Origin of the sequence: Nocardia pseudovaccinii NBRC 100343 (assembly GCF_001613225.1) — a bacterium.
Taxonomy (GTDB): Bacteria; Actinomycetota; Actinomycetes; order Mycobacteriales; family Mycobacteriaceae; genus Nocardia; species Nocardia pseudovaccinii.
Genome location: NZ_BDBY01000070.1, coordinates 1 through 23,972, shown reverse-complemented (window position 1 = coordinate 23,972; position 23,972 = coordinate 1). Strand labels below are relative to the sequence as shown.

Here is a 23,972-nt window from a genome sequence, read left to right as displayed (position 1 = left end):
CTCCTTCGAAAAGGGCATCGTAATGCGATGCCCGACTTGAACTTTCGCGTTCGAATCCGCGACTATTTCGGGGCGAACCGCTGGCCAGCATCGAGACGCAGGCACTGGCCGTTCAGCATCGGGTTGTCGATGATGGCGAGGGCGAGTTTGGCGTACTCCTCGGGGCGGCCGAGCCGTTTAGGGAAGGCGGCGTCCTTGACCAGCTGCGCCCGCGCCTCGTCCGGGATTTTGGCCGTTATACCGGTTTCGAACAGGCTGGGCGCGATGGCGAGTACCCGAATGCCGAGGGAGCCGAGATCACGGGCCATGGTCAGGCACATGCCCGCGATGGCGGCTTTGGCGGCGGTGTAGGCGACCTGACCGATCTGACCTTCGAAGGCCGCGATCGAGGAGGTGTTGATGATGACGCCGCGTTCGCCGGTGTCCTCCGGATCCTCCGGTTCGTTGCGGCTCATATGGGCCGCGGCGAGCCTGCTGATATTGAAGGTCGCGACGGCGTTGAGGTCGAGCACCTGACGGAAGGTCTCGAGATCGTGCGGACCGTCCTTGCCGAGCGTGCGCTTGGCCTTGCCGCCGCCCGCCGTGGTGATCGAGACATGGAGTCCGCCAAGGGAATCCACGGCGGCGGCGAGTGCCTGCTCGGTCGCCGCGAAGTCGGTGATGTCGACGGGGTAAAAGCTGGCGCCGAGTGCGGCGGCGACCTCGGCGCCCGCCGTACCTGGACGGTCCAGTACGGCGACATCGGCGCCACGCGCCGCCAGCAGTTCGGCACTGGCCCGGCCCATACCGGAGGCGCCGCCGAATACGACGACCTTCTTACCCTTGATTTCCATGGAATTCCTTCTCGTTCAGACGGATGCGGGGGACTGTTGCAGCAGGGTGCACAGCCGGTCCCGATGGACGGTGACGCCGCCGTAGAGGACGGCGTCGGTCTCGGCTCGGCGCAGGTAGAGATGCAGGTCGTGCTCCCAGGTGAAGCCGATGCCACCGTGTAATTGCAGGGCACGGGCCGTGACTTCCCCAGCGGCGGAAGAGGTATAGGAGGCCGCGACGCAGGCCGCGCGCGTGGCGTCATCGGCATCGGCGGCCATCGCCGCGTAGTAGGTGGCCGCGCGGGCGCCGTGCACGAACATCGCCATATCGGCGCACGCGTGCTTGACGGCCTGGAAGGTGCCGATCGGCCGCCCGAATTGCACGCGGGCCTCGGTGTATTCGACGGTGAGTTCGAGCATGCGCGCCATGACCCCGACGGCATCGGCACATCGCAGTACGGAGGCGTAGTCGAGCAGCCGTTGCACCTCGGCGGGCCCGACCTCGAGGCGGCGCTGGGCCGGGACGCGCACCCGCTCGAGCCGGACCTCGTAGAATGCGCGCGTCAGATCCAGGACCTGCTGACGCCGCACGGTGACCCCGGCGCTGTCCCGGTCGACGAGAAATGATGTCGGAACGCCTTCGTGCCGCGCGGTGACCAGCAGCCAGCGGGCGCCGCCCGCATCCTGCACCGCGGTCTTGACCCCATCGAGAATGAACTCGTCCCCGTCGCTGCGGGCTTCGGCATGCACCCCGTCCAGGGTCCACGGAGCCCGCGGTTCCGCGAAAGCCCAAGTGGCCCAACCGGATCCATCGGCAAGCGCGGGCAGCGCCTCGGCCCGCAGTGCGGGTGCACCCGCCGCGGCGATCGCGGCACCGACGACGGCGGTCGAGATGAACGGACCGCGTGCGAGCCCGCGCCCGATCTCCTCGGCAACCAGTGTCAGCTCGACCAGCCCCTGGCCCGCACCGCCGTACTCCTCGGGTAGCGCCAGGCCGGGCCAACCGAGCTCGGCGGTGAGCCGCCACAGCCGCGGGTCGACGTCTTCGTCGCGCTCCATCCAGGTCCGTAACGCCGCGATCGGCGCCCGGTCCGACAGTAGGTCGCGCGAGGCGGCGCATAACATCGTCTGCTCGTCGCTGAGCTCGAAGTTCATCAGTCACCACCCGATGCCGAAGACATAAACGTCATTGCGAAGGTATCCTTTTTTACATCTCGAGTCGAGATTCACCACGCTTTTCGCCGCGCATCTTTCAGGCGGCGCGGTAATAGAGTACAACGAATTATATGACTGACGCCGTTTTGCTCTCCGCCTGCCGTACCGCCATCGGCACCGCCCGCAAGGGCACCCTGCGCGACACCAGCGCCTTCGATCTCGCCACCGTCGTTGTCCGGGAGGCGGCGCAACGCAGCGGCGTGCCGCCGGAGCTGATCGATGACGTCGTGCTCGGCGAATCGGTGGCCGGTGGCGGCGATATCGCCAGGTATGCCGCGATCGAGGCCGGGCTGACACATGTTCCCGGCTTGGCGCACAACCGGCACTGTGCCTCCGGATTGGCGAGTATCGCGACCGCCGCCGGGAGCGTGCTGGCCGGGATGGATCGTGCGGTGATCGCCGGTGGGACCCAGTCGTTCTCGACCGCTCCCGTTTCGCGGCGGCGGATTCCCGGTACCGACGACTGGCAAGACCCGTGGAGTTCGCCGTCGCATGTGTCGACGCCGGAGGCGCCGAGCAACGATATGGCGATGCTCGTCGGTTGGAATACGGCGCGGCTGGCCGGGGTGTCCAGGGAGGAGATGGACGCCTGGGCCCTCGGTTCGCACGAGCGGGCCATCGCGGCGATCGACGCCGGACGGTTCCTCGACGAGATCGTCCCGGTCAAGGTCACCGATCGGGACGGCGGGGTCTCGGTTTTCGACGTCGACGAACATCCGCGCCGCGGCTCCACAATGGCGAAACTCGCGGCGCTGAAGCCGCTGCATCCGGAGATCGAGGGCTTCTCGATCACCGCCGGTAACTCCAGCGGATTGAACGACGGTGCGGCCGCGGTGGTCGTCGCCAGTTCCGAACTGGCGGCCGAACACGGGCTCGCACCGCTGGCCACCGTGCGGTCGTGGGCGAGCGTCGGCGTCGATCCGGTGCGCACCGGCCTCGCGCCGATCGAGGCGATCCGAAAGGCGTTGGACCGCGCCGGAATCGGCATCGGCGATGTGGATCTGTTCGAGATCAACGAGGCCTTCGCATCGGTGACCGTGGCCGCCGTGCGTGGGTTGGGCCTGGATCCCGAGCGGGTCAATCCGTTCGGCAGCGGTTGCAGCCTCGGCCATCCGATCGCGACCACCGGCACCAGGATGGTGGTGACCCTGGCTCATGAGTTGCGCCGTCGCGGCGGCGGTACCGCGGTCGCGGCCATGTGCGCGGGCGGCGGCATGGGGTCGGCACTGGTCATCACGGTCTGAGCGGCCGTGATCGAGAGGCCGAACGAAGGACTGGGCGCTGCGGGGTCGGGAGCTGATCGGCTGAATGCCGCGGGGTTGGGCGTCGACGGGCCGGATGCCGGTGGGTTGGGCGTCGGTGGGTTGGATGCAGACACGCTGGATGCCGGTGGGTTGGATCGGCTGGACGGCTGTGGGGTGGATGCCGGTGGGCTGGATGCCGGTCGGCTGGACGGCTGTGGGGTGGATGCCGGTGGGCTGGACGGCTGTGGGATGGATGCCGGTGGGCTGGACGGCTGTGGGATGGATGCCGGTCGGCTCGACGCTCGTGGGCTGAACGCCGAGGAGTTGAGTACCGAGGGCCTGGACTGCCGCTGGGTGGACGGTGTGCTGTGGCTGACCTTGGACCGGCCGCAGGTGCGTAACGCCATGACGATCGCGATGCGCCGAGCATTGATCGCGGCGATGCGCGCCGCCGATGCCGATGTGGCGACCCGGTTGGTCGTGCTCACGGGTACCGATCCGGCATTCTCGGCGGGTATCGACCTGAAGGAGGCGCTGGGCAACGGTGCCGGATCGCCGCGCGGGGCGCGCACCGATCCGGCGGCGGTGGTGCGGGCGGCCCGCACGCCGGTACTCGGGGTGATCAACGGGTTGTGCTACACGGGCGCTTTGGAATTGGCGCTTTCGTGTTCATTCCTCATCGCTTCGGAACATGCGAGTTTCGCCGACACGCACGCCGCGATCGGATTGCCGCCGGGATGGGGGATGAGCGCACTGTTGCCCCGTGCGGTGGGTGTGCGGCTGGCGCGTCAGATGATGCTGACGGGGGAGCGGATCGATGCGGCACGGGCGCTGGCGGTGGGGCTGGTGAACGAGGTCGTCCCACACGATCGGCTGCTCGACCGAGCCTGGGAGCTCGCGGATCTGATCCGCCTCGCCCACTCGGATGCCGTCGCGGGGACACTCGAACTGCTTGCCGACGGTGAAGGTACCAGCCTGGCCCATGCCCTCGCCTTGGAGGCGCGGGCGAAGTTGCGCTGGCGTTCGGATGTGATGGACGTGGCGCGCCGGTTCGCGGCTCGGACCAACCGAAAGTAACTGTGCGACAACCGACCCTGTGAAGATTCGCGCCCAAGGCCCGTGCATCACTCGGGGTGGTACTCCTCGGACGAACAACAGCCGGTTGTCGAAACCCTCCCACTGTGAGCGAGCGCGGCTCACCTAGGCCGATTCGCGGTGATTACCCCGAATACGGTCGATCGAGTCGATAAGACCGGCTCGAGAGAAGCCCCGTACCTCGCCTGGCGGCGAGGTACGGGGCTTCGAGTACGCCAATCGCACTGATCGGCGTCATCGATCAGGCGAGCACTCTGGTTGTGGCGGCCAGAGTGCTCGCTCTGACGATGCGGGCGTTCCTGTCTATCTGCTGACAGGCCTTCGGATTTCGGTCACTTCGCCGGTGCGGGCATCGGCGAGTTGATCGTGGTGAAGTACTGGACGGCCGCCATGATCGCGATCGGCGCGGTCACCAGAATCTGTCCGGCCAGGGTGCCCAGTGCACCGATGGCCACGATTCCGCCGAGACAGCCGATGGCCGCGGCGGGAATGAACGCACCGAACAATCCGACGATGGTCGCCGAGGCGACGGTGGCACCGGCAATGCCGCCCAGGACACAGCCGACTGCCCCGCCGCTGATGCCGCCGACCAATGAGCCGATGGTCGCACCCATCGTGATGGTGCCCAACATTCGGCCGAACGCGGCCTGTTCCCGGTCGTAGGGGGTCTTCCAGGGGGCCTGGTCCTCGTAGGGCAGGGCGACCGGCTTGTACACCGCGTGTTCACGATCGAACTGCGGGGTCAGTGTGGCGGTGCGATCGGTGATCTCCGCGGCGATCGGGAAGACGAAATCGTCTACCCGGAAAGCCAATTCGGCACCGGCGAGGGTGACCCCATTGGCTGCCTTGATCTTGAACACCCCGTCTTCCACGGCCATCGAACCGGCATCGGTGCTGATGATCGTGGATTTGTCGGTGACGTTCGTCGTGTAATGGACGCCGTCGTCGGCCTGTGGTGCGGCGACACCGGCCTGTGCGGTGACGGCCAGCGCGGTTGCCAGTAACACACCGGTGGCTGCGATTTTCCTCATCCTGTGTTCTCTTTCTTTCGGATCCCTCGGACTTCGATGTGGAGGGACGTCTACTTCGGCACGACCTTCAGATCCGGAATCTGCTCGCCGCAGGCCGGAGCGCCATTCGTGTCCGGCACGAACTTGTCGCCGCGCAGGATGGAGATGAAGGTGCAGTTGCCCGGGGAGCCGACCGAGTAGGAGCCGCGGTTCTCGAAATCGGCGGGCTTCGGGAACAACCCACCGGCGGTCCAGGTCTTGTCGGTACGCAGCGCGGACATCAACTGTTCCTGGCTGGCGTTGCAACCGGCCTTCTCGAGCCCCTCGATCAGCAGGTCGGCGCTGACCCAGCCCACCGCCATCGAGAAGGACGGGATACCGGTCTCCGAGCCCGCGTATTGCTTCAGCGCCGCCGAAAACGCCCGGGTCGCTTCGGTATTCATTTCCGTCGGTGCGAAGGAAGTCATGAAGCCGACGCCCTGGCCCGCCGCGATCGCGGGCGGCGACTTCAGCAGATCCGCCCCGTAGCCGGTGGCCAGCAGTACGGACTTCATCTCGACCCCGGCCTGCCGCAGTCCGGTCATGAGCGCGAACCCGGTATCCGGAATGACCGGCGCGTACAGCACATCGGCGCCGGATTCCTTGATGCCGAGGACGTAGGGACCGACATCGGTGGTCCCGAACGGAATGCGGATGTTGACATAGCCGCGCGTCAGCCCGGCGTGTTCGGCCGACAGTGCGGCGCCTTCCGCCGACTTCGTGGCACTCGGGGTGTTGTAGGAGAGCACGGCGGCCTTGGTTCCGCCGATCTTCTTCCAGTAGTCACCCAGGGTCGTCGCGGTCTTGTTGTAGTCGGTACCACCCGTCGCGGCGAATAGGTTGTCGTACTTCGGGTTGAACCATTGCTCGCCGCCGTCGAAGCCTGCGCCGAGGAACGGCGTCTTGCTCGCCTGGGTGCCCGCGTACTGCCCCGCGCCGTAGAAGTACGTGCTCACCGGCAGTACCGCGTAGACGTGATCCTGCTGCACCAACTTCTGTGCCGCGGTCAACGCGCCCTGCGGCGTGGACTGGTCATCACCCATGACGACGTCGAAGCCGCGCGCCGCGCACTTGCCGTTCGCCGCCTGGTATGCGGCGAAGCGGGCTTTCACTCCCGGTTCGGTACCTGCGTAGTTGGCGGTCGCGGCGCCGCTGAGCGAGGTCAGCACGCCCACCTTGATCGGCCCACTGGTATCGGCCGGGCCGCCGCTGCCGCACGCGGGAACCAAAAACATTGCGGCGCATACCCATGCTGCGATCGCACCGACTCTGCGCATCTGCACTCCTCTAGCTATCGCCGGTCCGGCTTCGATGCCCGGACGGCTATGAGGGCTACAGTTGAGCATATTCAGTACCCTTTGTATCCGGTTTTCAAGAAGAATCCGGACAAAATCCTTGACGCTGACCCGCTATTAGCGCACTCTTACCCATACCTTCAGAGCGTCGAACTGGTTAGGGGCCTCACCGTTGCTCTCCTACGTTCTCGCCGGGCTAGCCCTCGGCGCGATTTACGCAATCGCCGCGGCATCGCTGGTCGTGACCTACGTTTCCTCGGGCGTTTTCAACTTCGCCTTCGGTGCCATGGCCTTCGCCGTCGCCCGCTTCTACTACTTCCTGCACGTCGAACACGGGTGGTCGATATCGCTCGCGGCCGTGGTCGCGATCGGGCTGTTCGGCCCGGCTCTCGGCATCGCGCTCTACGCGTTGCTTTTCCGCTACCTGCGGCTGCGCTCACCGCTGGTCAAGATCGTCGCGACGATCGGCCTGTCGGTCGCATTGCCACCGCTGGTCAACCTGGTGCTGGGACACCTGGTGAACACCACGGCGCCCGGCCTGGCTCCCCAACCGCTGCGGATATTCCACGTATTCGGGGCGGTCGTCGATATGAACCAGGTGATCACCTATACGGGCCTGGCGGTGGTTCTGCTCGTCGGCACCGGGCTGCTCCGGTATACCGATATCGGCCTGCGGGTTCGGGCCCTGGTCGACTCCGAAGCTCTGACCGCGATGTCCGGAGTCAGCCCGACCCGGGTATCGCTCGGCGTATGGGCATTCAGTGCACTGTTAGCCGGACTTGCCGGTGTGCTCGTCGCGCCGACCGCGGGACTCACGGTCGAGGGCATGACCTCATTGATGTCGGCCGCCTTCGCGGCGGTGGTCGCGGCGCGGCTGCGCAGTCTGCCGATGGCCGTCTCGGTCGCGCTCGCCATGGGTGTGGTCACCAATGTCATCCAGCGCTACCTCGACCCGCAGAGCCCGTTCTCGGCGCAGATCGTGCCGAGCATCCCGTTCATGTTCATGCTGGTCTTCCTGCTGTACTACGCGGTGCGTGGACAGGCGGGCGACACCACGGCGGGCGGCGCGCTCGATCGCGCGATCCGCACGGCCAATGCCGGAGCGCCCGGTAGTTCGGGCGGGTCACGCACCGGGCGGACCCGGCCGACGGCCGGGCTCGTCGCGGCCGTGGTCACGTTGGTCATCGTCGCGGTACTGCCCCTGGTTCTCGAGGACTTCTGGGCCGGTCTGGTCGGTGCGGGTATCGCGCTCGCGATCGCGCTGCTGTCGTTCACACTGGTGACCGGTGAGGGCGGCATGATCTGGCTGTGTCAGATCACTTTCGCGGGGTTGGGTGCCATCTTCGCGGCCGATCTGACCACCAATTCCGGGTGGTCGCCGCTGGTGGCGGTCCTGGTCAGTGCGCTGTGCATCGTGCCGATCGGGGTGATCCTCGGCTTGCTCACGATCCGCCTCGGCAACCTGTACGTCGCCCTGGTCACGCTGACCTTCGGCCTGCTCGCCCAGAACCTGATCTTCATGCGGGACCGGTTCTACAACTCCGGCCAGGGCATCTACATGCCGCGCCCCGAATGGGCCGCGGACAACGCGACATTCGCTCTGCTCGCCCTGGTGGTGTTCGTCGGGCTCGGTCTGCTCGTGGTCAATCTACGGCGTTCGACCGCGGGACTCGCGGTGACCGCGGTCCGGTGGAGCGAACCCGGTTCGCGCACGCTGGGCCTGAGCATTCTTCCGATCAAGGTGCTGGTATCGGCCCTCGCGACGTTCGTCGCGGCGATCGGCGGTGGATTCCTCGCGCTGACTTACCAGTCGGCACTGCCCGATTCGTTCAATGCGTTCACCGGTCTGGTCTGGCTGGCCGTCCTGGTCACCCTGGGCTCGCGGTCGATCATGGGCGCGCTGGTCGCGGGGGTGGCCTTCGCCGTGCTGCCCAGCGTGTTCCAGACCTACCTGCCGACGAGCTGGGCCGAGATCCCGGTCATCATGTTCGGTTTCGGCGCGATCATGCTCGCCCGCAATCCGGACGGGATCGTCGCCATGCACGCACGGCAGCTCGACGATGTCATTCGTTGGTGGCAGCGGCGGCGTCCCGCCCATGAAAGCTCCGAAATATCAAAGGCGACAACCGGTTCCGAGACGACACCGGCTGCGGAGCAATCCCGCGAGCGCGTCGAGGAACCACAGCTGACCCCGGGAGACCTGGCATGAGCACCGACCCAACCCCACCGCGGATCGAGGCCAAGGGTGTGACCGTCCGCTTCGGTGGACTCATCGCCCTCAACGACGTCGACCTCCAGGTCCCACCCGCTTCCATCGTCGGTCTCGTCGGCCCCAACGGCGCGGGCAAGAGCACCTTGTTCGCGGTGCTGTCCGGACTGCTGAAACCGAGCTCCGGCGCCGTCCTGATGGACGGTCACGATGTCACCAAGGCGAGTGCGCAGTCGCGGGCCCGGCGCGGTCTCGCCCGCACCTTCCAGCATCCGGAACTGTTCCCTGGGCTCACCGTCCGCGAACACGTGGTGCTCGGCTACCGGCTCCGGCACGCACGCAGCCGGATGTGGACCGACCTCGTGACGGCGGGCGGTTTCCGCCGCGCCCCCGCCGACGAGGACCGACGGGTCGACGAGATCCTCGCCGCACTGCAACTGAGCGGGCACGCCGATCTGCCGGTGGCCGGGCTGCCGCTGGGTACCAGTCGGCTCGTCGAGATCGCCAGGGCACTGGCCGTCGATCCGAATGTGCTGCTGCTCGACGAGCCGTCGTCGGGGCTCGACGCACGCGAAACCGATGAGCTCGCGGGCACATTCAGCCGCGTCGTGGCCGACCACGGCGTATCGCTGCTGCTGGTCGAGCACGATGTCGATCTGGTGCTCGGGCTCAGTGATGTCGTCCATGTGCTCGACTTCGGCGTCAAGATCAGCGAAGGAACCCCGGGCGAGGTCCGCGCGGATCCGGCCGTGCGCGCCGCGTATCTGGGCGCGGGCCCCGACGAGGAAAGGACCTCGGCATGACCACCACATCTGCCTTACTCGCCGTCCGCGACCTGAGCGTCCGCTACGGCGCCGCGCAGGCACTGCAGGGCGTGACCTTCGATGTGCACCCGAACAGCGCGCTCGCCGTGTTGGGGCCGAACGGTTCCGGAAAAAGCACGCTGGCCAGGGCGCTGTCCGGGCTCGTCGCACCGGTGGACGGAACCGTCGAACTCGACGGCCGCGACATCACCGGCGCGCCGCCGGACCGGATCCGGCGCGCGGGCCTGGTGCATCTGCCCGAAGGCCGCGGCGTATTCCCGACCCTGACGGTGCTGGAGAATCTGCGCATGGCCACCGCGGCCGACCGGCGGCGCAGAGCCGCGGCCATCGATCATGCCTTCGAGATCTTTCCCGTGCTGCGGCAACGGCAGCGCCAGGCCGCGGGCACCCTGTCCGGCGGTGAACAGCAGATGCTGTCGCTGGCCAGGGCGCTGATGGTCGAACCGCGGTTGGTGATCGCCGACGAGATGTCGCTCGGTCTGGCACCGAAGATGGTCGATGTGGTCTTCGAGAGCCTGCAGCGGGCCAGGGCGGCCGGTGTCGCGGTGATCATGATCGAGCAGTTCGCCAGTCGCGCACTGGCTTTCGCCGATCACTGTCTCATCCTGCAGCGCGGGCGTATCGCCTGGTCGGGTGCCGCCGACCAGGCCGGTGACGAACTGCTGCGCGGCTATCTCGGTGACGCCACCGCAGCTTGAGGTGTACCTAGAGAAGGGGCCGAGGCGCATAGCCTCGGCCCCTTCTCGGATCACTCCGGCTCGATGATGGAAACCGTCTTGTAGCGCAGGAATTCGTCGATCCCGGCCCGTCCGCCTTCCCGGCCGTAACCACTGATCCCGACGCCGCCGAAGGGCGTATGCGGGAGGTTCTGGCGCGCGCCGTTGACGTAGACGCCGCCCGCGCTCAGTCGCTCGGCGAGTCGGTGCACCCGGGTGAGGTTTGTCGACTGGATATTCGCGCCGAGCCCGTAGGGCGTGCTGTTGGCCAACGCGACGGCCTCGTCATCGGTCGAGAACTTGAAGACCAGCAGCACCGGGCCGAAGATCTCCGTCTGCGCGATCTCGTGGTCGGAATCGGTATCGACGATGATCGTCGGCTCCACGAAGTTCTTGTCCGCGAGGTCGCCGCCTGCCTTGTTGCCGCCCAGCACGATTCGGCCCGCGCCGTCACGCCGGACGCGGTCGAGCATGCCGCACACCCGCTCGACGGCGGCGGCATTGATGAGCGGTCCGACCTTGACCTCCGGATCGAACGGATCGCCCACCTTGTAGGTGGCCGCGATGGCGGTTACCCGTTCGACCAGCTCGTCGTAGATGTCCTCGTGCACGATCAGACGGCTCGGCACGGCACAGCCTTGGCCCGCCAGTACTCCGATGCAGTCGCGCACGGCGCGGTTGGCCACGGCCTCGAGGTCTCCGGCGTCCGGGAACACCAGGCTCGCGGTCTTACCGCCCAACTCCAGCACCGCGGGTTTGAGCTGGTCGGCACACGCGTGCATGATCTGGCGCGCCGCGACGGGCCCGCCGGTGAAACTCACCTTCGCCACCTTCGGATGCCGAACCAGGGCGGCTCCGGCCTCCGGGCCACCGGTGAGGATGGTGCAAACTCCTTGCGGCACACCGGCTTCGCGCAGCAGTTGGGCGAACAGATCAGGGGAGAAGGGAGTGAACTCCGAGGGTTTCACCACGACGCAGTTTCCGGCCGCCAGCGCCGGTACCACCTTCATGCCGAGGGAGATGACCGGTCCGTTCCAGGTGACGATGATGCCCACGACGCCGTACGGCTCTGGCGCGGTGTAGGAGAAGTACTCGCGGGTATCGAGGGTCGAGATCAGTTCGCCGGACAACTTGTCACACCATCCGGCGTAGTAGCGCGCCCAACTGATCGAGTTGTCGATGATCCGCCGCCCGAAGTGCAGTGGCGTACCGCCGTCGAGCGCTTGCAGATCGACGAAATCCTGACGGTGTTCGATCAACAGGTCGGCGAAGCGCGTCAGCACATCGCGCCGCGCCTCGGGCGTCCAGCGCCGCCACGAATCCGCCTGTGCGGCAGCCAATTCGACGGCCGCATCGATTTCGGCCGCACCGGCCAAGGGAATTCGCGCCTGAACTTCGCCGGTATAGGGATTGCGATGTTCGAAAACGCCGCCCGACCCGGCGTCGAGGACCGTATCCCCGTAGCGAAGTTGGACTCGGGGAGCGATCGTGGGCATTCATACCTCCGTGATGGGTGAAATTCAGCGAATGGTGAATCCGGCGTCGAGCGGTAGCTGGACTCCGGTCAGGTAGGCCGCCTCGTCGGACACCAGCCACGCGACGGCATTGGCGATGTCCTCGGCCTGCAGGATGTCGATCGGCAGGGCGTTCTGCATCTGGCTGATCGTGTTCTTGTCACCGCTGGCCGCCTGCGCGTGCAGCGCCGCCATGACCGGGTTCTGCGTCATGCCGGAAACCACCCCCGTCGGGTGGATGGTGTTGACCCGGATCATTTCGGCGGCGTACTGGTTGGCGAGCACCTGCATGAGACCCACCAGGCCGCGCTTGGCGGCGGTATAGGCCTGGGCCCCGGCCTTATCGCTCGCGACCCCTTTGATACCGGCCGAGGAACTCGTGATCACGATGCAGCCCCCGCGCCCACCGGCACGGATTGCCGGAAGCACCACCTCGATGGTGCGCCATACGCCGGTCAGGTTCACATCGATGATGTCGGTCCAGATGCGGTCGCGGTCACCGCCTTCGGATAGGTGCACGATCCCCGCATTCGCGAGCAGCACATCGACGCGCCCGAAACGCTCGAGGCCCAGATCGAGCACCCGCTGCAAATCGGCGGAACTGCGGACATCGCCCGGTTCGGCGACGATCGCGCCGCCGACCTCTTCGACTGCTTTGACGGTGGCCCGCAGGTCATCCGCAGAGGCGTTCGAGTAGTCCATCGACGCGATGTCGTCGCAGATATCGAGACCGATGATGTTCATGCCCTTGGACGCGAGCTTCACCGCGTGCGCGCGTCCCTGCCCGCGGGCGACACCGGTGATGAATGCGACCTTGTTGTCCGATGCCATTGCACCTCCATATTTCTGGCTGTTCATGAGTGCCGCCGATCAGCTCGGCGTACTGCCGGTGTGGGCACGGGCGAGACGCAGGCCTTCCCGCTGCGTCGGCGCCTGGATCGTCCATTCGCCGCAGGAGCACCAGCACCGGTAGTGCTCGCCGTCGGGGACGATCGCCTGGCCATCGCAGGACCCGCCGCTGTTCGCGATGCTGGTCAGGAATTCGAGCGGCTTCTCTTCGAGCGCGCTTTCGTATTCGTCGTCCATTGCTCACTCCTCGGCTTTCCGAAATACCGGCAGGAGCCAGCCGTCGCTGATCGGATGGAAGTCGACGATGAGCTCCATGCCGATCCGCACCTGCTCGGGTTCGATATCGATGACGTTCGTGACCAAGCGGGCGCCGGGGGCATCGGGCAACTCCACAACGGCCGGGACCAGAGTCACGTCCGGCAATCCGGGGAAGCTGTGCACCACGGCGAAGCTGTAAACGATTGCGCGGCCGGATAATTCGGGCCAGTCCACCGTGGTGGACAGGCATTCCGGGCAGAACGGCGTCGGCGGTAGCCGAAATGTCGCGCAGTCGGCGCATTGCGGTGCGACCAGGCGCCGCTGCTTCGCCGCCTGCCAGAACGGCTCGGTCACCGAGTCCGTGGTGATCGCGACGAAGTCCGGCGGAAGCGCTGTGGCCAGGCGCGCGGCGTTCATCGGTCACGCCCCAGGATCAGACCGCTCACCGGCAGGCTGGCGGGTCCACCGGTGCAGAGCGCGAATTCGGCGTCGGCCACCTGGTTGATCGCGGTGCCGCGCAGTTGCTCGACGCCCTCGACGATCTGGGTCATGCCGATGATGTACGCCTCGGAGAGTTGTCCGCCGTGCGGGTTCACCGGGATGGTTCCCGGTTTTCTGCGCGGGGTGTACCGAATCGCGCCGCTCTCGATGAACGGCCCGCCCTCGCCCTTCTCGCAGAATCCGTAATCCTCCAACTGCATCAGCACCATCGGGGTGAAGTGGTCGTAGATGAGCGCCACATCGATGTCCTGTGCGGTGATCCCCGCCTGCTTGTACAGCCGCCCGGCGATCGGTTTATGTCCGGACGAGGCGAAGCTTTCCTCCGGCATGCCGAACCACGAGAAGGCGCGGCCCCAATCCCGGGTGCCGCCGTGCGCGACGGCTACCACCGGCACCGGCTGCTGGCGTAGATCGCGAGCACGATCGATCGAGGTGGTGATCACCGCGACCGCGCCCTCGGTCTCCAGGCAGAAGTCGTACACACACAGCGGTTCGGCGATCATGCGCCCGCTGAAATATTGCTCCTTGGTCAGCGGCGTCCGCTTCATCGCCTTGGGTCGATTCAGCGCGTTCTGCCTGGTCGACATGGCGATTTCGGCGAACGCGTCCCTGGTGGTGCCGTACTGATGCATATGACGCCGGGCCAGCACCGATATCAGGTGGCCCGGACCAGCCAGCCCGGCAGGCTGCAGGAAGGACCCGACCGGGCTGACCGGCTTGGCCGCTATCACGGTGCCGAGGCGTTGCTTCTGCTGCTGCAGCGCCATGACAGTGACGACGACCGAAGCGTCACCGGCAACGATGGCCGCCCGGGCCAGGCCGATCGCTCCGGCGGACCCGCCGCCACCGGATGTCAGCGACGCCGAGAAACGGATTTCGGGGATGCCCAGGGTCTCCATGAAGTCGACGGACTCCATCTTGTCGCCGTACCCGGCGCCCGCGCCCGAGTAGTACGCGAAACCATCGATATCCCGCACCGACAGCCCGGCATCCGCACAAGCGGCGAGGATGGCTTCGCCCGCGAGTTGGACGATGCTCTTGCCCGCGGATTCACCCCGCCGGTAGTAGGGCGTGGCTCCCACGCCGACGATCGCGACGTCACGCAATCCTGTATCGCTGGCCATCGGCTCACACCTCGTCGGCTGGAATCGGCGGAACATGGGGGAACAGCTCGAAGAACGCGCCCTGCGTTATGCGCAGCCGGACCTCGTCCGAGACACCGTCGAACAGCGACTTCAGCGTGTCCTGGGTGTGGCCGAAGGTGCCTTCCATATGCGGGTAGTCCGAACCGAACATCACGTTCCGATAGCCCATCGCCGTATACGCGGCGACCGCGGTCTCATCGTGCTGGAACGAGGCGTAGACCTGCGTCATCAAGGTCTGCTTCGGATCGCGCGCGAGTTTCGGCCGCACCGCCATGTGGTGCTGCCGGTAGCCCTCGAGCATGCGATCGCCGAGGAACGGGATCCAGGTGGCGCCGCCCTCGGAGATCAGCACCTTCAGATCCGGATGTCGATCGAGCGCGCCGGACGCGACCATTTTCATGGCGGCCCGCTGACCGGAGAAGGTCGATTCGGCGTAGTTCAGAACCGCGCCGCCCGGGCCGCGGTAGACCACGCCCGCGCCGCCGCTGGTCATATCCACCGGATCCGTCCCGATGTGGAAGGCCAGCACCATGCGCGCGCGTTCGGCCGCATCCCAGAACGGTTCCCAGTCCGATCGATGCCAGTCGGGTGCGCTGGCATGCGGGGTGGTCGGCAGGAATACCGCGCGAAAGCCTTGCTCGGCCGCCCATTCCAGTTCGGCGATCGCGTCCTCGACCACCAGCGTCGGCACCTGGGCGGTCACGACATAGCGGTCCGATACCGCGGCGATCTCCTCGAGTGCCCATTCGTTGCTGGCCCGCATGCAGGCCCGGAGCAGTTCGGGAGTCCGGAACGTCGATGCCCACATCCCCAGCGAAGGAAAGATCACCTCACCCCAGACGCCTTCCTGGTCCAGATCCCGCAGCCGCGCTCGCGCATCGCGGATGCCCTGCGCCTTGCGGCTCGCCTCGAGGAACTCCACGGCCACCGAACTCGGCAGTTTGCGTCGGAACGACTGTCCGTCCACGTGCACCGTCTCGTACTCGCCGTCGGGATCCCGCTCGGACTTCGGCGTCAGTTCCGCGAGCCGTTGGGGCAGTCGCGATTCCCAGAGGTCGGTCGGTTCGAGGAAGTGGGAGTCGCCGGAATTGGTCCAGATCTTCGGCATGAGGGTCCTCTGAAGCTCGGGCCGCGAGCGCCGCGGCAGGTAGGTCTCGAATCGGATGCTACGTCAATTTCTAATGATATGCCATTAGAAATTGGGTTTGCGCAGTAAGCGGGGCTTCGGCGAACATGGGCATCGGGCGGCCACCCGACGAGAATGGGGACCCATGTCAACAGGCGCAGAGACCGCTGGCAGCAGACGACGGCACACCACAGGCGAGGCCACTCGCGAATTGCTGATGACGACGGCCGAGCGACTCTTCGCCGTGCGTGGGGTGGAGGGGGTGACGCTGCGCGAGATCCAGCTCGAAGCCGGTCAGTCGAATTCGTCGGTCATCACGTACCACTTCGGCTCGAAGGCCGGACTGGTCCAGGCGCTGATCACTTTCCGGTACCAGACCATCGACGCACGCCGGGCCGCACTGGTGGAGCAGGCGCGTGCCGACGGATCAGCCGACGATCCACGGGCAGCGGTTTGGGTGATCGTGCGCCCGCTGGTCGAGAGCATCCGAGCCGGTGAGATGTTCGTGCCGTTTCTGGCCAGGCTGAGCGAGAATCCCCGCGCGCACGCCGAATACTGGCCGGGACATATCAAGGACACCACGGTCGACGTGCTCGAGGAATTGGTCCCGGCCGCACTCGGCGGCATGCCCGATCGAGCACAGCGCGGTCGGCGGGTGCAGCTCTACAACAGCGTGCTCAACCTGCTCGGCGAGCACGCGCGCAGCCGACAGCGGATCAGTGAGGCGCAGCTCAACAATTACGTCGACGGCTGGGTCGGCATGCTGACCGCGCCACTCTCGCCGTCGACCCGTGCGCTGCTGGAGTCGGAGGCACGGGCCGCGACGTAAGCGTTTCAGCCCACGATCTGTTTATCGCGCAGGTCTGCGATGCGAGCGTCGTCGTACCCGACCTCACGCAGTAGCGCATCGGTGTGCTCGCCGATGGTGCACCCCGCGTCGGACTTGACCGACGACCGCGAGAACCGGTTGAGCGGTGCCAGCCGCCGATGTTCGTCGAATATCGGGCTGACCGCGTCCACGGCGTAGCCCGCGTTGTAGAACTCGTCGGTCTGCATTTGCCACTCGGCCGACTCCTGGGCGACCGCAACGCAACCGACGTCGCGCGCCGTGAGATAGGTTTCCCACTCGTCTTTGGTGCGCTCCGCGAAGATTTCGCTGAGTGCCGCCGCGAGCGCCTCGCTGTTGGCTGTTCGCGCTTGCGATGTCGCGAACTGTTCGTCGGCGAGTGCTCCGTGGCCGAGCGCCTCGACCAGCGGCTCCCACTCGTGCTCCGCCGGGGCGGCGAGGAATACCCAGCCATCGGCTGCGGCGTACATCCGATAGAGCGGGCCGAGTCCGCGGAACTCGGCGTCGACGATCGACATCTCGGGCCGCCCGGCGTAGCTCGTATTGCGCGCGATCAGTGCGTGTGTGCTGGTGGCGAGCATGGTGGTGACCAACTCGGTCATCGCGAACCCACGACGCTTCGCGCAGAGCCCGAGCAGCAGTGCCGACGCCACTCCGAGAGCGGCGATTCCATCGCATTGGACCGCGGGAACGGCACTGGCCGAGTACAACTCACGGGCGCTGCGGAGCGACTCCGCGCGATCCTCGGGGGATCGGCCCGCCATCGGCGCGTCGGTCAGCGAAATCCCCGACGCCGCACCGATCGACGGCGCATAAGCCGGTCGGGCGGCGTAAGGGCCGTCGATCCCGTAGCCGGGAGCGTGCACATAGACCAGATCCGGGTTGATCGACTTCAGCGACGCCTCGTCGACGCCCATCCGGGTGGCGACCCCGGCGCGGAAGGTTTGCAGTACCGCATCGCATCCACGAACCAAGTCCCGCACCACCTCCCGGCCCGCCTCGGAACCGAGATCGATGGCGATGCTTTCCTTCCCCTGCAGGACCTTCGCGCCACCGGCCTCGGGAAAGGCCATCAGCCAGCGGATCAAATCGCCGTCGAGCGGCTCGATTTTGATCACGCGCGCGCCGAGGTCGGTGAGCAGCGTCGCGCCGTACGGTCCGGCGTACATCGAGCCCAGTTCCAGTACGGTCACCCCCTCGAGCGGATACCGTCGGGCCTCGTCCGCGCCGACGGCGGTCGACGGTTTCGCGTCCTCGTCGGCGAACTGCTGTATTTCCTGGTCGTACTCGCCGAGCTGCGGGGCGCGCCGGATCTCGGTGAGCGCGCGACCATTCGCATGCACCAGCGAGGACGGCTGCCGGACCGGACCGAGCCGCGGATCCGCGACGGTGACCACGCGGCCCTCGTGCACCAATTGGGGATGCGCGAGCGCTTCGGCGGGTGTGCGGAACTGTTCGCCGAATACGTCCATGGTCGTCTCGAACACCTGCCGCCACTCGTCCAGCGTGCGTTCCTCGACCTTCGACAGCATCTTGTTCCACCACTCGAACCGCAGATTCGGATCGGGCATGGTCGGAAAGCCTTCCCATTTGGGATCGGCCAGCTCGGCCCACAGGTCGAGCTCTTCCAGGAACGCCTGCGTCAGCCGCGGCGAGGTCTGCGCGAACTGCAACCAGGTGCCGTCCTTCGTCACGGCGCTGAGCAGGGCATACATCAGCCGGGATTGTGGTCGTCCCTGCTCGTCGAATGCCGCGACGAGCGGTTCGAAGGCATCCGGGTAGCGGTGCAGGATCATTTCGAAGAACCAGTTGTACGGATCGTGCGCCCCCACGCCCGTCACCAGATTCGACTCCACGACCTGGCCGAGTCCGCTGTGCTCGCGCTCGATCAGGGCCGCGAGAATGCCGTGGACCGCCGCCTGGGCCGCGCCGAACGATGCGTACGGCGCCGAGACGAACGCCGGATCCGGGCCCATGGTGAGCTGGCGTTTGGAGTGGAAAACGCCGGTCTTGGCCATGATCAGGCCCTCATAGCCCTTGTAGTGCGCCCACGGTCCGCGCGAGCCCCAGCCGGTGATCATCGCCGTGACCAGCCGCGGATACCGCGCGGCCAACTGCTCGGGCGTCAAACCCAATCGCTCCGCCGCCATCGGTCGCATGGTGCTGACCAGTACATCGGCTTTGCGCAACAGCCCGCTCAGTGTGCTGCGGCCCGTCTCGCTGCCGAGATCGAGTGTGACACCGCGCTTTCCGCGCAGCAGGCCCGGCCAGCCCGGATCCCGCCGCAGCGGACTGCCGCCAACCGGCTCCACCAGGATGACGTCGGCTCCCGCGTCGGCGAGAAACTGCGTGGCCTGTGCACCCGGCAGCGTCGTCGAGAGGTCGACGACGACGAGTCCGGCGAGTGGGCCCTCGGCAGGGGTAGCGCTTGTCATTGGTCCTCACAATCCAAGAGACACAGGGATTTTCGCCACGGGTGACATTCAACGGCCGACGGCGAACATGTAGTCCTGCTCCAGCGGCAACGGCGATGGCGTCGCGAACTTTGCCCGCTCGATCGGGATGATCGCCACGGCTGCTTCTCGGTCAGCGGCACTCGGGCGGCCAAGCGCCCGGTCGTGTCACCGACTTCGGTCACGTTAGCTAATGGGTGTACTAATTACAATGAGTTCAGTAACTTGCTGGCAGGATCAATGTAGAGGTGGCCTCATTATGCTGATCGGCGATAGGATTCCCGCATGAACGGCGCGACTAACTCGGCCACGCCCATCCCCGCGAACAGGGCGATTCGATGACTGTCCGCCAGGAACGCCGGGGCAGGGTGCTCGTGGTTCGGATCGATCGCGAGGAGAAACGCAATGCCATCGATCGAGCGGTCGCCGACGGCATCGACGCGGCGCTGAATCTGCTCGAGGACGATCCGACGCTCTGGGTCGGCGTACTGACGGGGACCGCATCGGTGTTCTCGGCGGGCACCGATCTCAGGGACGGTGCGGGCGGCGGCACCGAACGGGGCGGGGAGTACGGCATCATTCGCCGCCGCCGGGCGAAACCGCTGATCGCGGCCGTCGAGGGGCCTGCTTTCGGTGGTGGTCTCGAGATCGTCCTCGCCTGCGATCTCGTAGTCGCTTCGCGCACAGCCCGTTTCGCGCTGCCGGAGACCCGGCGCGGTGTGGTCGCCTCCTCGGGCGCGCTCTTCCGCACACTGCGCGCCCTGCCGCTGCACATCGCCAAGGAGTTATTGATCACCGGCGCCGTATTCGACGCCGAACGCGCTCACCAACTCGGGCTGGTGAACCGCGTTACCGAAGCGGGCCACGCACTCGATACGGCACTGGAACTCGCCGATGACATTTGCGCCTCGTCGCCCGTGGCGATCGGGGCGACCCTGGCGGCGATCGCGTCTCAGCACGACGCGTCCGATGCCGACGGCTGGGACGCCACCGCCGAAGCCGTAGCGCGGGTAATGCGCAGCGAAGACTTGAAAGAAGGTGTTGCCGCATTCCTGGAAAAGCGCCCACCGCAGTGGCGGGGGCGCTGACCAGTCAGGCGACGTTGACCGGGGCCTTCTTCACGCTCTTGTCGAAGCCCACGACATCGGCCAGAGTGCCGCCGAGGATGATCGCCCGCTCGTCGTCGGGAACCCCGGCGAAGTTGAAGTCGATGCACTCCTTGCTGCTGCGGAAGGTGCCTTCCGCGTGTGGGTAGTCGTTGCCCCAGATGACGGTCGACATACCGGTGATGTGGCGGGCCTTGACGGCTACCGGGTCGTCCGCGAACTGCACATGGATCTGACGCTGGAGGTATTCGCTGGGCGAGAGCGGGTAGGGCCACTTCCCATTGATGGCGAACAGCCTTCCCATGGTCGGCTGGTCGGTCGGCGGGCGGGAGTCGTCCCAGAATCCGAGCCACCAATCGGCGTCCTGGCCGATGCCGGTCCGCCAGGATTTGTCCATCATGCCCATGAACGAGACCAGCCAGCCCGCACCGAACTCGGTGAGGTTGAAGTGCAGGTCGGGGAATCGTTCACACACACCGCCGCCGATGAGCGATGCGATGATCGCCTGGGGGCTGGCCGATGCGGTGTTCCCGCCGCCCATGGTCCGGCCCGCGACCATATCGTCGGTCAGCTGTCCCTTGCCCATGTTCATGGCTGTCATCAGGCCTTTGACGGTGGTCGCCGTTTCGGACACCGACTCCTTGACCATTACTCCACCGGTGGCGACGTGGAAGAACACCGGCAACCCGTGCGCCTGCGCGGCCGCCCACACCGGGTCGTACTCCCGGGACCAGTAGGGCAGCGGCGGGATCTCCGGCAGCAGGAGTGCGCCCAATCCCATGCGCGCGCATCGCTCGATCTCGGCGACCGCGTCCGGGATATCGGTGAGCGGGATCGCCGCGGTGGGGCGCATCCGATCCTTGTACGGGAGATACCGTTCGACGACATAGTCGTTCCACGCGCGCGCGTGCGCCATCGACAGTTCGTGGTCGTCGGTGAACAGGACGAACAGCGAAAGATTCGGGAACATCACCGAGGCGTCGACGCCGTCGAGATCCATATCCCGGATGATGTTCTCCGGCTCGCCGTCCGGTGTCCGACCGCCGAGCTGCCGGTACTTGGAGATGGTCCAACCGTCGAACCCGACCGTGTGCAGCTTCTTGAACTCGGTGTGCCCGCCCGCCACGATCGGCTCGTCGAGGGTGAACTCCTCCTCCCAGAGTGCGCGGTCCCGAAGATGTTTGGGCAGCCGGGTTTTATACAGGTCGACCGGCTCGATGATGTGCGTATCGCCCGATACGACGAAGAAATCCGACACGTTGACACCTTGCTTTCTTGACAGTTCCGCGCACCGGCGCGAGTAGAGACTTGGCCTCATTAGTGAGACTGAGTGTCAGAGTAGCGCGCAGCGCTCAATTATGTCACGAAATTGCAAAGGGTAGCGTCATGTCCATGAGCGGAACCAAGCGCACGAGAATGATCGCCCGCGCCGCAGTGCGAGCCGACCTCGCACAGGTCGCCTATGAGCTGACCCGTGAGCGGGGGTTCCACAACGTCACCGTGGATGACATGGCCGCGGCTGCCGGGGTATCCCGCAGCACTCTCCTGCGCTACTTCGGCAGCAAAGAGGAAGCGGTGCTGAGCGCGTTCGACGCCCACGCCGACCAGTTCGCGGACGCGCTACGCGCCCGGCCCGCCGAGGAGGACGACTGGACGGCGCTGCGCCGGGCCTTGGCCGGGGTCATCGAGTTCTATCTGCAGGACCCGGTCGCCGCGCTCGCCATGACGCGACTCATCTTCGATACCCCGGAGTTGTCCGGGCGGCAGCTGGAGAAACAGCACAGTTGGCGACCGGCTCTGACAGCGGCGCTGGCCGAGCGGGCAGGCGTGTCGGGGCCGGTCCCGATCTCGGTGGAGATCAAGGTCGCCGCCGCGACGAGTTGTCTGAATATCGCCGTCGAGCGCTGGTCGGCATCCAATGGCGAACTCGATCTGGCGCAGTTGCTCGATGAAGGATTCGACGCGTTCTCGTCGGCTCGCAACGGGCGCGCGCACTAGCGGGGTCGCCCTCTGAGGCACGACCCCGCCGGGTGTTCAGATGATCGAACCGACGTCTTGTGCCACGAGCTTGTCGAGTGCACGTTCGGCGACGGCGGCGATTGTCATCGATGGATTGCAGGCCGCGCTGTTACCCGGGATCAGCGCACCGTCGAGCACATAGAGCCCGCGCTGTCCGTGCACGCGGCCTTCCAGATCGCAGACCGGGCCCATATTCGCACCGCCGAGCGGGTGCCAGGTGGAGGGCGCCGCCAGGTTCGTATCGCCGAGAACGCTTGCGGGACCGGCGATCTTCTGCACCAGCGGACCGATGGTGCCGTTCTGGATCACCGCGTCCCCGTCCTTGGGCCAGCGCAGCACGGCCTCGTCCTTGCCCGAGTCGTATACGAAGCGGCCGCGCGCATTGCTCACGCCGTAGCCGACCAGCATGGTGGTGCGCGCATCTATGCCCGCCGGTGGGATCGATGCCTGGATGACCGTGGCCGCTTTCGTGGGATCGTCCCAGTTCAGACTGCCGTAGACGACCGGTCCGCCCTGTGGTGAGCCGAGATCGCTGTCGAGGCAGGTCCAGGTGTAGATGCGGTCGGCATTCGTACCCCAACCCGTGCCGAGACCGTCCGGCAGATCCGGGATACTTCCCTTCGCTTTGGCCCGCACCAGCAATTTGGTGGTGTTGAGACTCCCGGCGGCCATGACCAGCGTGCCCGCGGTGAGGATCTTGTTCTCCAGCACCGTGCCGGAGGAGTCGGTCCGGTCGACGTAAACGGTCCAGCGTCCGTCTTTGGCGCGCTCGACTGCGGTGACATGGTGGAGTATCTCCACCTGTACCCGGCCGGTGGCCTCCGCGGCGGCGATATAGGTGACGTCGACGGAGTGCTTTCCGCCGTTGTTGACGCCGAGCGCACCGTCGCCATTGGTATACGAAGGTTTCATCTCGCCACGGAGTTCGGCGAGCGCGAAATTCCAATCGATCGGCATCGGAATCTTCGATACTGGCAAACCGGCTTTGCGCACGTGCTGTTCGAAGACTCGGACGGCCTGATAGTTCGGACTGGCGATCAGCTCGTCCGGGGCGACAGCGAGCTGCAACATCTGCGCGACGCGGGGATAGTGGACGCGGTTCATCGTCGGCCAATCCAGGCCGTCCGGGAACTGCGTGGCGAACGCGGCCTGCGACGGCTGCAGCGACATGCCTTGGTACACAAGAGATCCGCCGCCGACACCGGCCGCGCACAGCGCTGTCATATTGTCGCCCGATACCGTCTCGAGCAGTCCGGCATACGGGTCGAACGCCACGGGCTTACCGAACAACTCCGGCGCGGACTCGTACCAGAGAATGCGCTTATCCGGAGACGTGGCATGCGGGAACGTCTCCGCGTTCGGACCGGTCGGCCAGCGTAATCCGCGCTCCAGCATCAACACCGGTACTCCGGCCTGGGCTAGGCGCAGCGCGGTGACACCGCCGCCGAATCCGGTCCCGATCACGATGACCCGATGGTCTTCGCGAACAAGCGGGACCGTCCTCATGTTTGTCGCGATACCGCTGCTACCGGCGGCAATTCCCGTACCCGCCAATGCGATTGCGGCACCGGCGGTGCCACCGAGAAACGACCGGCGTGTGAATGCGGACATAGATTGATCGACCTCCAGACCGCGGGGATCGGATCCCGCGCGGATGTTGAGAGCAAGGAATACCGGCCGCGCGGCAGTGGATTT

At 66.3% G+C, this 23,972-nt stretch carries 21 protein-coding genes; 8 read left to right on the top strand and 13 right to left on the bottom strand.

Annotated features, from left to right (window positions below; translation table 11 throughout):
- Positions 1–62 precede the first annotated feature (62 nt).
- Both NP3_RS08045 and NP3_RS08040 read right to left on the bottom strand, forming a co-directional pair.
- On the bottom strand, positions 63–833 hold the full coding sequence (locus tag NP3_RS08045) for an SDR family NAD(P)-dependent oxidoreductase (RefSeq protein WP_063039301.1): 771 nt from the start codon (positions 831–833) through the stop codon (positions 63–65).
- A 15-nt stretch (positions 834–848) separates the two neighbouring features.
- Positions 849–1,967 (bottom strand): acyl-CoA dehydrogenase family protein, encoded by a 1,119-nt coding sequence (locus NP3_RS08040; RefSeq protein ID WP_063039299.1) that lies wholly within the window; start codon positions 1,965–1,967, stop codon positions 849–851.
- 131 nt (positions 1,968–2,098) lie between these two features.
- On the opposite strand from NP3_RS08040, the gene NP3_RS08035 reads away from it, so the two are divergent.
- Positions 2,099–3,271 carry a thiolase family protein gene (locus tag NP3_RS08035; protein WP_063039297.1) on the top strand — a complete coding sequence of 391 codons (1,173 nt, stop codon included), beginning with the start codon at positions 2,099–2,101 and terminating at the stop codon, positions 3,269–3,271.
- A gap of 6 nt (positions 3,272–3,277) precedes the next feature.
- Positions 3,278–4,348, top strand: coding sequence for an enoyl-CoA hydratase-related protein (locus tag NP3_RS08030; protein WP_245720853.1), 1,071 nt, complete (start codon positions 3,278–3,280; stop codon positions 4,346–4,348).
- 350 nt (positions 4,349–4,698) lie between these two features.
- Here NP3_RS08030 and NP3_RS08025 read toward each other — a convergent pair whose 3' ends face one another.
- Complete coding sequence (locus tag NP3_RS08025; RefSeq protein ID WP_063039295.1) at positions 4,699–5,397, bottom strand: DUF8020 domain-containing protein; 699 nt, start codon at positions 5,395–5,397, stop codon at positions 4,699–4,701.
- Positions 5,398–5,447: 50 nt separating this feature from the next.
- Positions 5,448–6,692: an ABC transporter substrate-binding protein gene (locus NP3_RS08020; RefSeq protein ID WP_063039293.1), complete on the bottom strand. Its 1,245-nt coding sequence runs from the start codon at positions 6,690–6,692 to the stop codon at positions 5,448–5,450.
- Between the two features lie 190 nt (positions 6,693–6,882).
- On the opposite strand from NP3_RS08020, the gene NP3_RS08015 reads away from it, so the two are divergent.
- The 3 genes from NP3_RS08015 to NP3_RS48955 are packed head-to-tail and all read left to right on the top strand — an operon-like array spanning position 6,883 to position 10,441.
- Positions 6,883–8,919, top strand: a complete 2,037-nt coding sequence (locus NP3_RS08015; protein ID WP_063039291.1) for an ABC transporter permease — start codon at positions 6,883–6,885, stop codon at positions 8,917–8,919.
- A complete protein-coding gene (locus NP3_RS48960) occupies positions 8,916–9,722 on the top strand; it encodes an ABC transporter ATP-binding protein (RefSeq protein ID WP_063039289.1) in 807 nt (268 codons plus the stop codon). Before NP3_RS08015 ends, NP3_RS48960 begins: the two co-directional genes overlap by 4 nt.
- A complete protein-coding gene (locus tag NP3_RS48955; RefSeq protein ID WP_063039287.1) occupies positions 9,719–10,441 on the top strand; it encodes an ABC transporter ATP-binding protein in 723 nt (240 codons plus the stop codon). Before NP3_RS48960 ends, NP3_RS48955 begins: the two co-directional genes overlap by 4 nt.
- Positions 10,442–10,491: 50 nt before the next feature.
- On the opposite strand, the gene NP3_RS08000 is transcribed toward NP3_RS48955, so the two are convergent.
- The 6 genes from NP3_RS08000 to NP3_RS07975 are packed head-to-tail and all read right to left on the bottom strand — an operon-like array spanning position 10,492 to position 15,834.
- Complete coding sequence (locus tag NP3_RS08000) at positions 10,492–11,955, bottom strand: aldehyde dehydrogenase family protein (protein WP_063039285.1); 1,464 nt, start codon at positions 11,953–11,955, stop codon at positions 10,492–10,494.
- A 24-nt stretch (positions 11,956–11,979) separates the two neighbouring features.
- Positions 11,980–12,804, bottom strand: a complete 825-nt coding sequence (locus NP3_RS07995) for a mycofactocin-coupled SDR family oxidoreductase (protein ID WP_063039307.1) — start codon at positions 12,802–12,804, stop codon at positions 11,980–11,982.
- A 39-nt stretch (positions 12,805–12,843) separates the two neighbouring features.
- Positions 12,844–13,059, bottom strand: coding sequence for a hypothetical protein (locus NP3_RS07990; RefSeq protein WP_063039283.1), 216 nt, complete (start codon positions 13,057–13,059; stop codon positions 12,844–12,846).
- 3 nt (positions 13,060–13,062) lie between these two features.
- A complete protein-coding gene (locus tag NP3_RS07985; protein ID WP_063039281.1) occupies positions 13,063–13,497 on the bottom strand; it encodes a Zn-ribbon domain-containing OB-fold protein in 435 nt (144 codons plus the stop codon).
- A complete protein-coding gene (locus NP3_RS07980) occupies positions 13,494–14,705 on the bottom strand; it encodes a thiolase C-terminal domain-containing protein (RefSeq protein WP_063039279.1) in 1,212 nt (403 codons plus the stop codon). The genes NP3_RS07985 and NP3_RS07980 overlap by 4 nt, the downstream gene beginning before the upstream one ends.
- Before the next feature lie 4 nt (positions 14,706–14,709).
- A complete protein-coding gene (locus NP3_RS07975; protein ID WP_063039277.1) occupies positions 14,710–15,834 on the bottom strand; it encodes an amidohydrolase family protein in 1,125 nt (374 codons plus the stop codon).
- A gap of 163 nt (positions 15,835–15,997) precedes the next feature.
- Here NP3_RS07975 and NP3_RS07970 point away from each other — a divergent pair, with 163 nt between their 5' ends.
- Positions 15,998–16,681 carry a TetR/AcrR family transcriptional regulator gene (locus NP3_RS07970; RefSeq protein WP_063039275.1) on the top strand — a complete coding sequence of 228 codons (684 nt, stop codon included), beginning with the start codon at positions 15,998–16,000 and terminating at the stop codon, positions 16,679–16,681.
- Between the two features lie 5 nt (positions 16,682–16,686).
- Here the strand turns inward: NP3_RS07970 and NP3_RS07965 are convergent, their stop codons facing one another.
- Positions 16,687–19,134: a CaiB/BaiF CoA transferase family protein gene (locus NP3_RS07965; RefSeq protein WP_063039273.1), complete on the bottom strand. Its 2,448-nt coding sequence runs from the start codon at positions 19,132–19,134 to the stop codon at positions 16,687–16,689.
- A 356-nt stretch (positions 19,135–19,490) separates the two neighbouring features.
- Between NP3_RS07965 and NP3_RS07960 the strand changes: the two genes are divergently transcribed.
- Positions 19,491–20,240: an enoyl-CoA hydratase-related protein gene (locus NP3_RS07960; RefSeq protein WP_063039272.1), complete on the top strand. Its 750-nt coding sequence runs from the start codon at positions 19,491–19,493 to the stop codon at positions 20,238–20,240.
- Positions 20,241–20,244: 4 nt separating this feature from the next.
- Here the strand turns inward: NP3_RS07960 and NP3_RS07955 are convergent, their stop codons facing one another.
- Entirely contained in the window at positions 20,245–21,516 is a 1,272-nt protein-coding gene (locus tag NP3_RS07955; protein ID WP_063039269.1) for an amidohydrolase family protein, read from the bottom strand.
- A gap of 134 nt (positions 21,517–21,650) precedes the next feature.
- On the opposite strand from NP3_RS07955, the gene NP3_RS07950 reads away from it, so the two are divergent.
- A complete protein-coding gene (locus NP3_RS07950; protein WP_218024823.1) occupies positions 21,651–22,256 on the top strand; it encodes a TetR family transcriptional regulator in 606 nt (201 codons plus the stop codon).
- Positions 22,257–22,292: 36 nt separating this feature from the next.
- Here NP3_RS07950 and NP3_RS07945 read toward each other — a convergent pair whose 3' ends face one another.
- Positions 22,293–23,888, bottom strand: a complete 1,596-nt coding sequence (locus NP3_RS07945; protein WP_084508315.1) for a GMC oxidoreductase — start codon at positions 23,886–23,888, stop codon at positions 22,293–22,295.
- Positions 23,889–23,972: the final 84 nt, after the last annotated feature.

Bases quoted from the DNA above. Each gene is read 5' to 3' on its own strand.
- NP3_RS08045 (WP_063039301.1), bottom strand. From the start codon at position 833: ATGGAAATCAAGGGTAAGAAGGTCGTCGTATTCGGCGGCGCCTCCGGT.
- NP3_RS08040 (WP_063039299.1), bottom strand. From the start codon at position 1,967: ATGAACTTCGAGCTCAGCGACGAGCAGACGATGTTATGCGCCGCCTCG.
- NP3_RS08035 (WP_063039297.1), top strand. From the start codon at position 2,099: ATGACTGACGCCGTTTTGCTCTCCGCCTGCCGTACCGCCATCGGCACC.
- NP3_RS08025 (WP_063039295.1), bottom strand. From the start codon at position 5,397: ATGAGGAAAATCGCAGCCACCGGTGTGTTACTGGCAACCGCGCTGGCC.
- NP3_RS08020 (WP_063039293.1), bottom strand. From the start codon at position 6,692: ATGCGCAGAGTCGGTGCGATCGCAGCATGGGTATGCGCCGCAATGTTT.
- NP3_RS48960 (WP_063039289.1), top strand. From the start codon at position 8,916: ATGAGCACCGACCCAACCCCACCGCGGATCGAGGCCAAGGGTGTGACC.
- NP3_RS48955 (WP_063039287.1), top strand. From the start codon at position 9,719: ATGACCACCACATCTGCCTTACTCGCCGTCCGCGACCTGAGCGTCCGC.
- NP3_RS08000 (WP_063039285.1), bottom strand. From the start codon at position 11,955: ATGCCCACGATCGCTCCCCGAGTCCAACTTCGCTACGGGGATACGGTC.
- NP3_RS07995 (WP_063039307.1), bottom strand. From the start codon at position 12,804: ATGGCATCGGACAACAAGGTCGCATTCATCACCGGTGTCGCCCGCGGG.
- NP3_RS07990 (WP_063039283.1), bottom strand. From the start codon at position 13,059: ATGGACGACGAATACGAAAGCGCGCTCGAAGAGAAGCCGCTCGAATTC.
- NP3_RS07985 (WP_063039281.1), bottom strand. From the start codon at position 13,497: ATGAACGCCGCGCGCCTGGCCACAGCGCTTCCGCCGGACTTCGTCGCG.
- NP3_RS07980 (WP_063039279.1), bottom strand. From the start codon at position 14,705: ATGGCCAGCGATACAGGATTGCGTGACGTCGCGATCGTCGGCGTGGGA.
- NP3_RS07975 (WP_063039277.1), bottom strand. From the start codon at position 15,834: ATGCCGAAGATCTGGACCAATTCCGGCGACTCCCACTTCCTCGAACCG.
- NP3_RS07970 (WP_063039275.1), top strand. From the start codon at position 15,998: ATGTCAACAGGCGCAGAGACCGCTGGCAGCAGACGACGGCACACCACA.
- NP3_RS07965 (WP_063039273.1), bottom strand. From the start codon at position 19,134: ATGACAAGCGCTACCCCTGCCGAGGGCCCACTCGCCGGACTCGTCGTC.
- NP3_RS07960 (WP_063039272.1), top strand. From the start codon at position 19,491: ATGACTGTCCGCCAGGAACGCCGGGGCAGGGTGCTCGTGGTTCGGATC.
- NP3_RS07950 (WP_218024823.1), top strand. From the start codon at position 21,651: ATGAGCGGAACCAAGCGCACGAGAATGATCGCCCGCGCCGCAGTGCGA.
- NP3_RS07945 (WP_084508315.1), bottom strand. From the start codon at position 23,888: ATGTCCGCATTCACACGCCGGTCGTTTCTCGGTGGCACCGCCGGTGCC.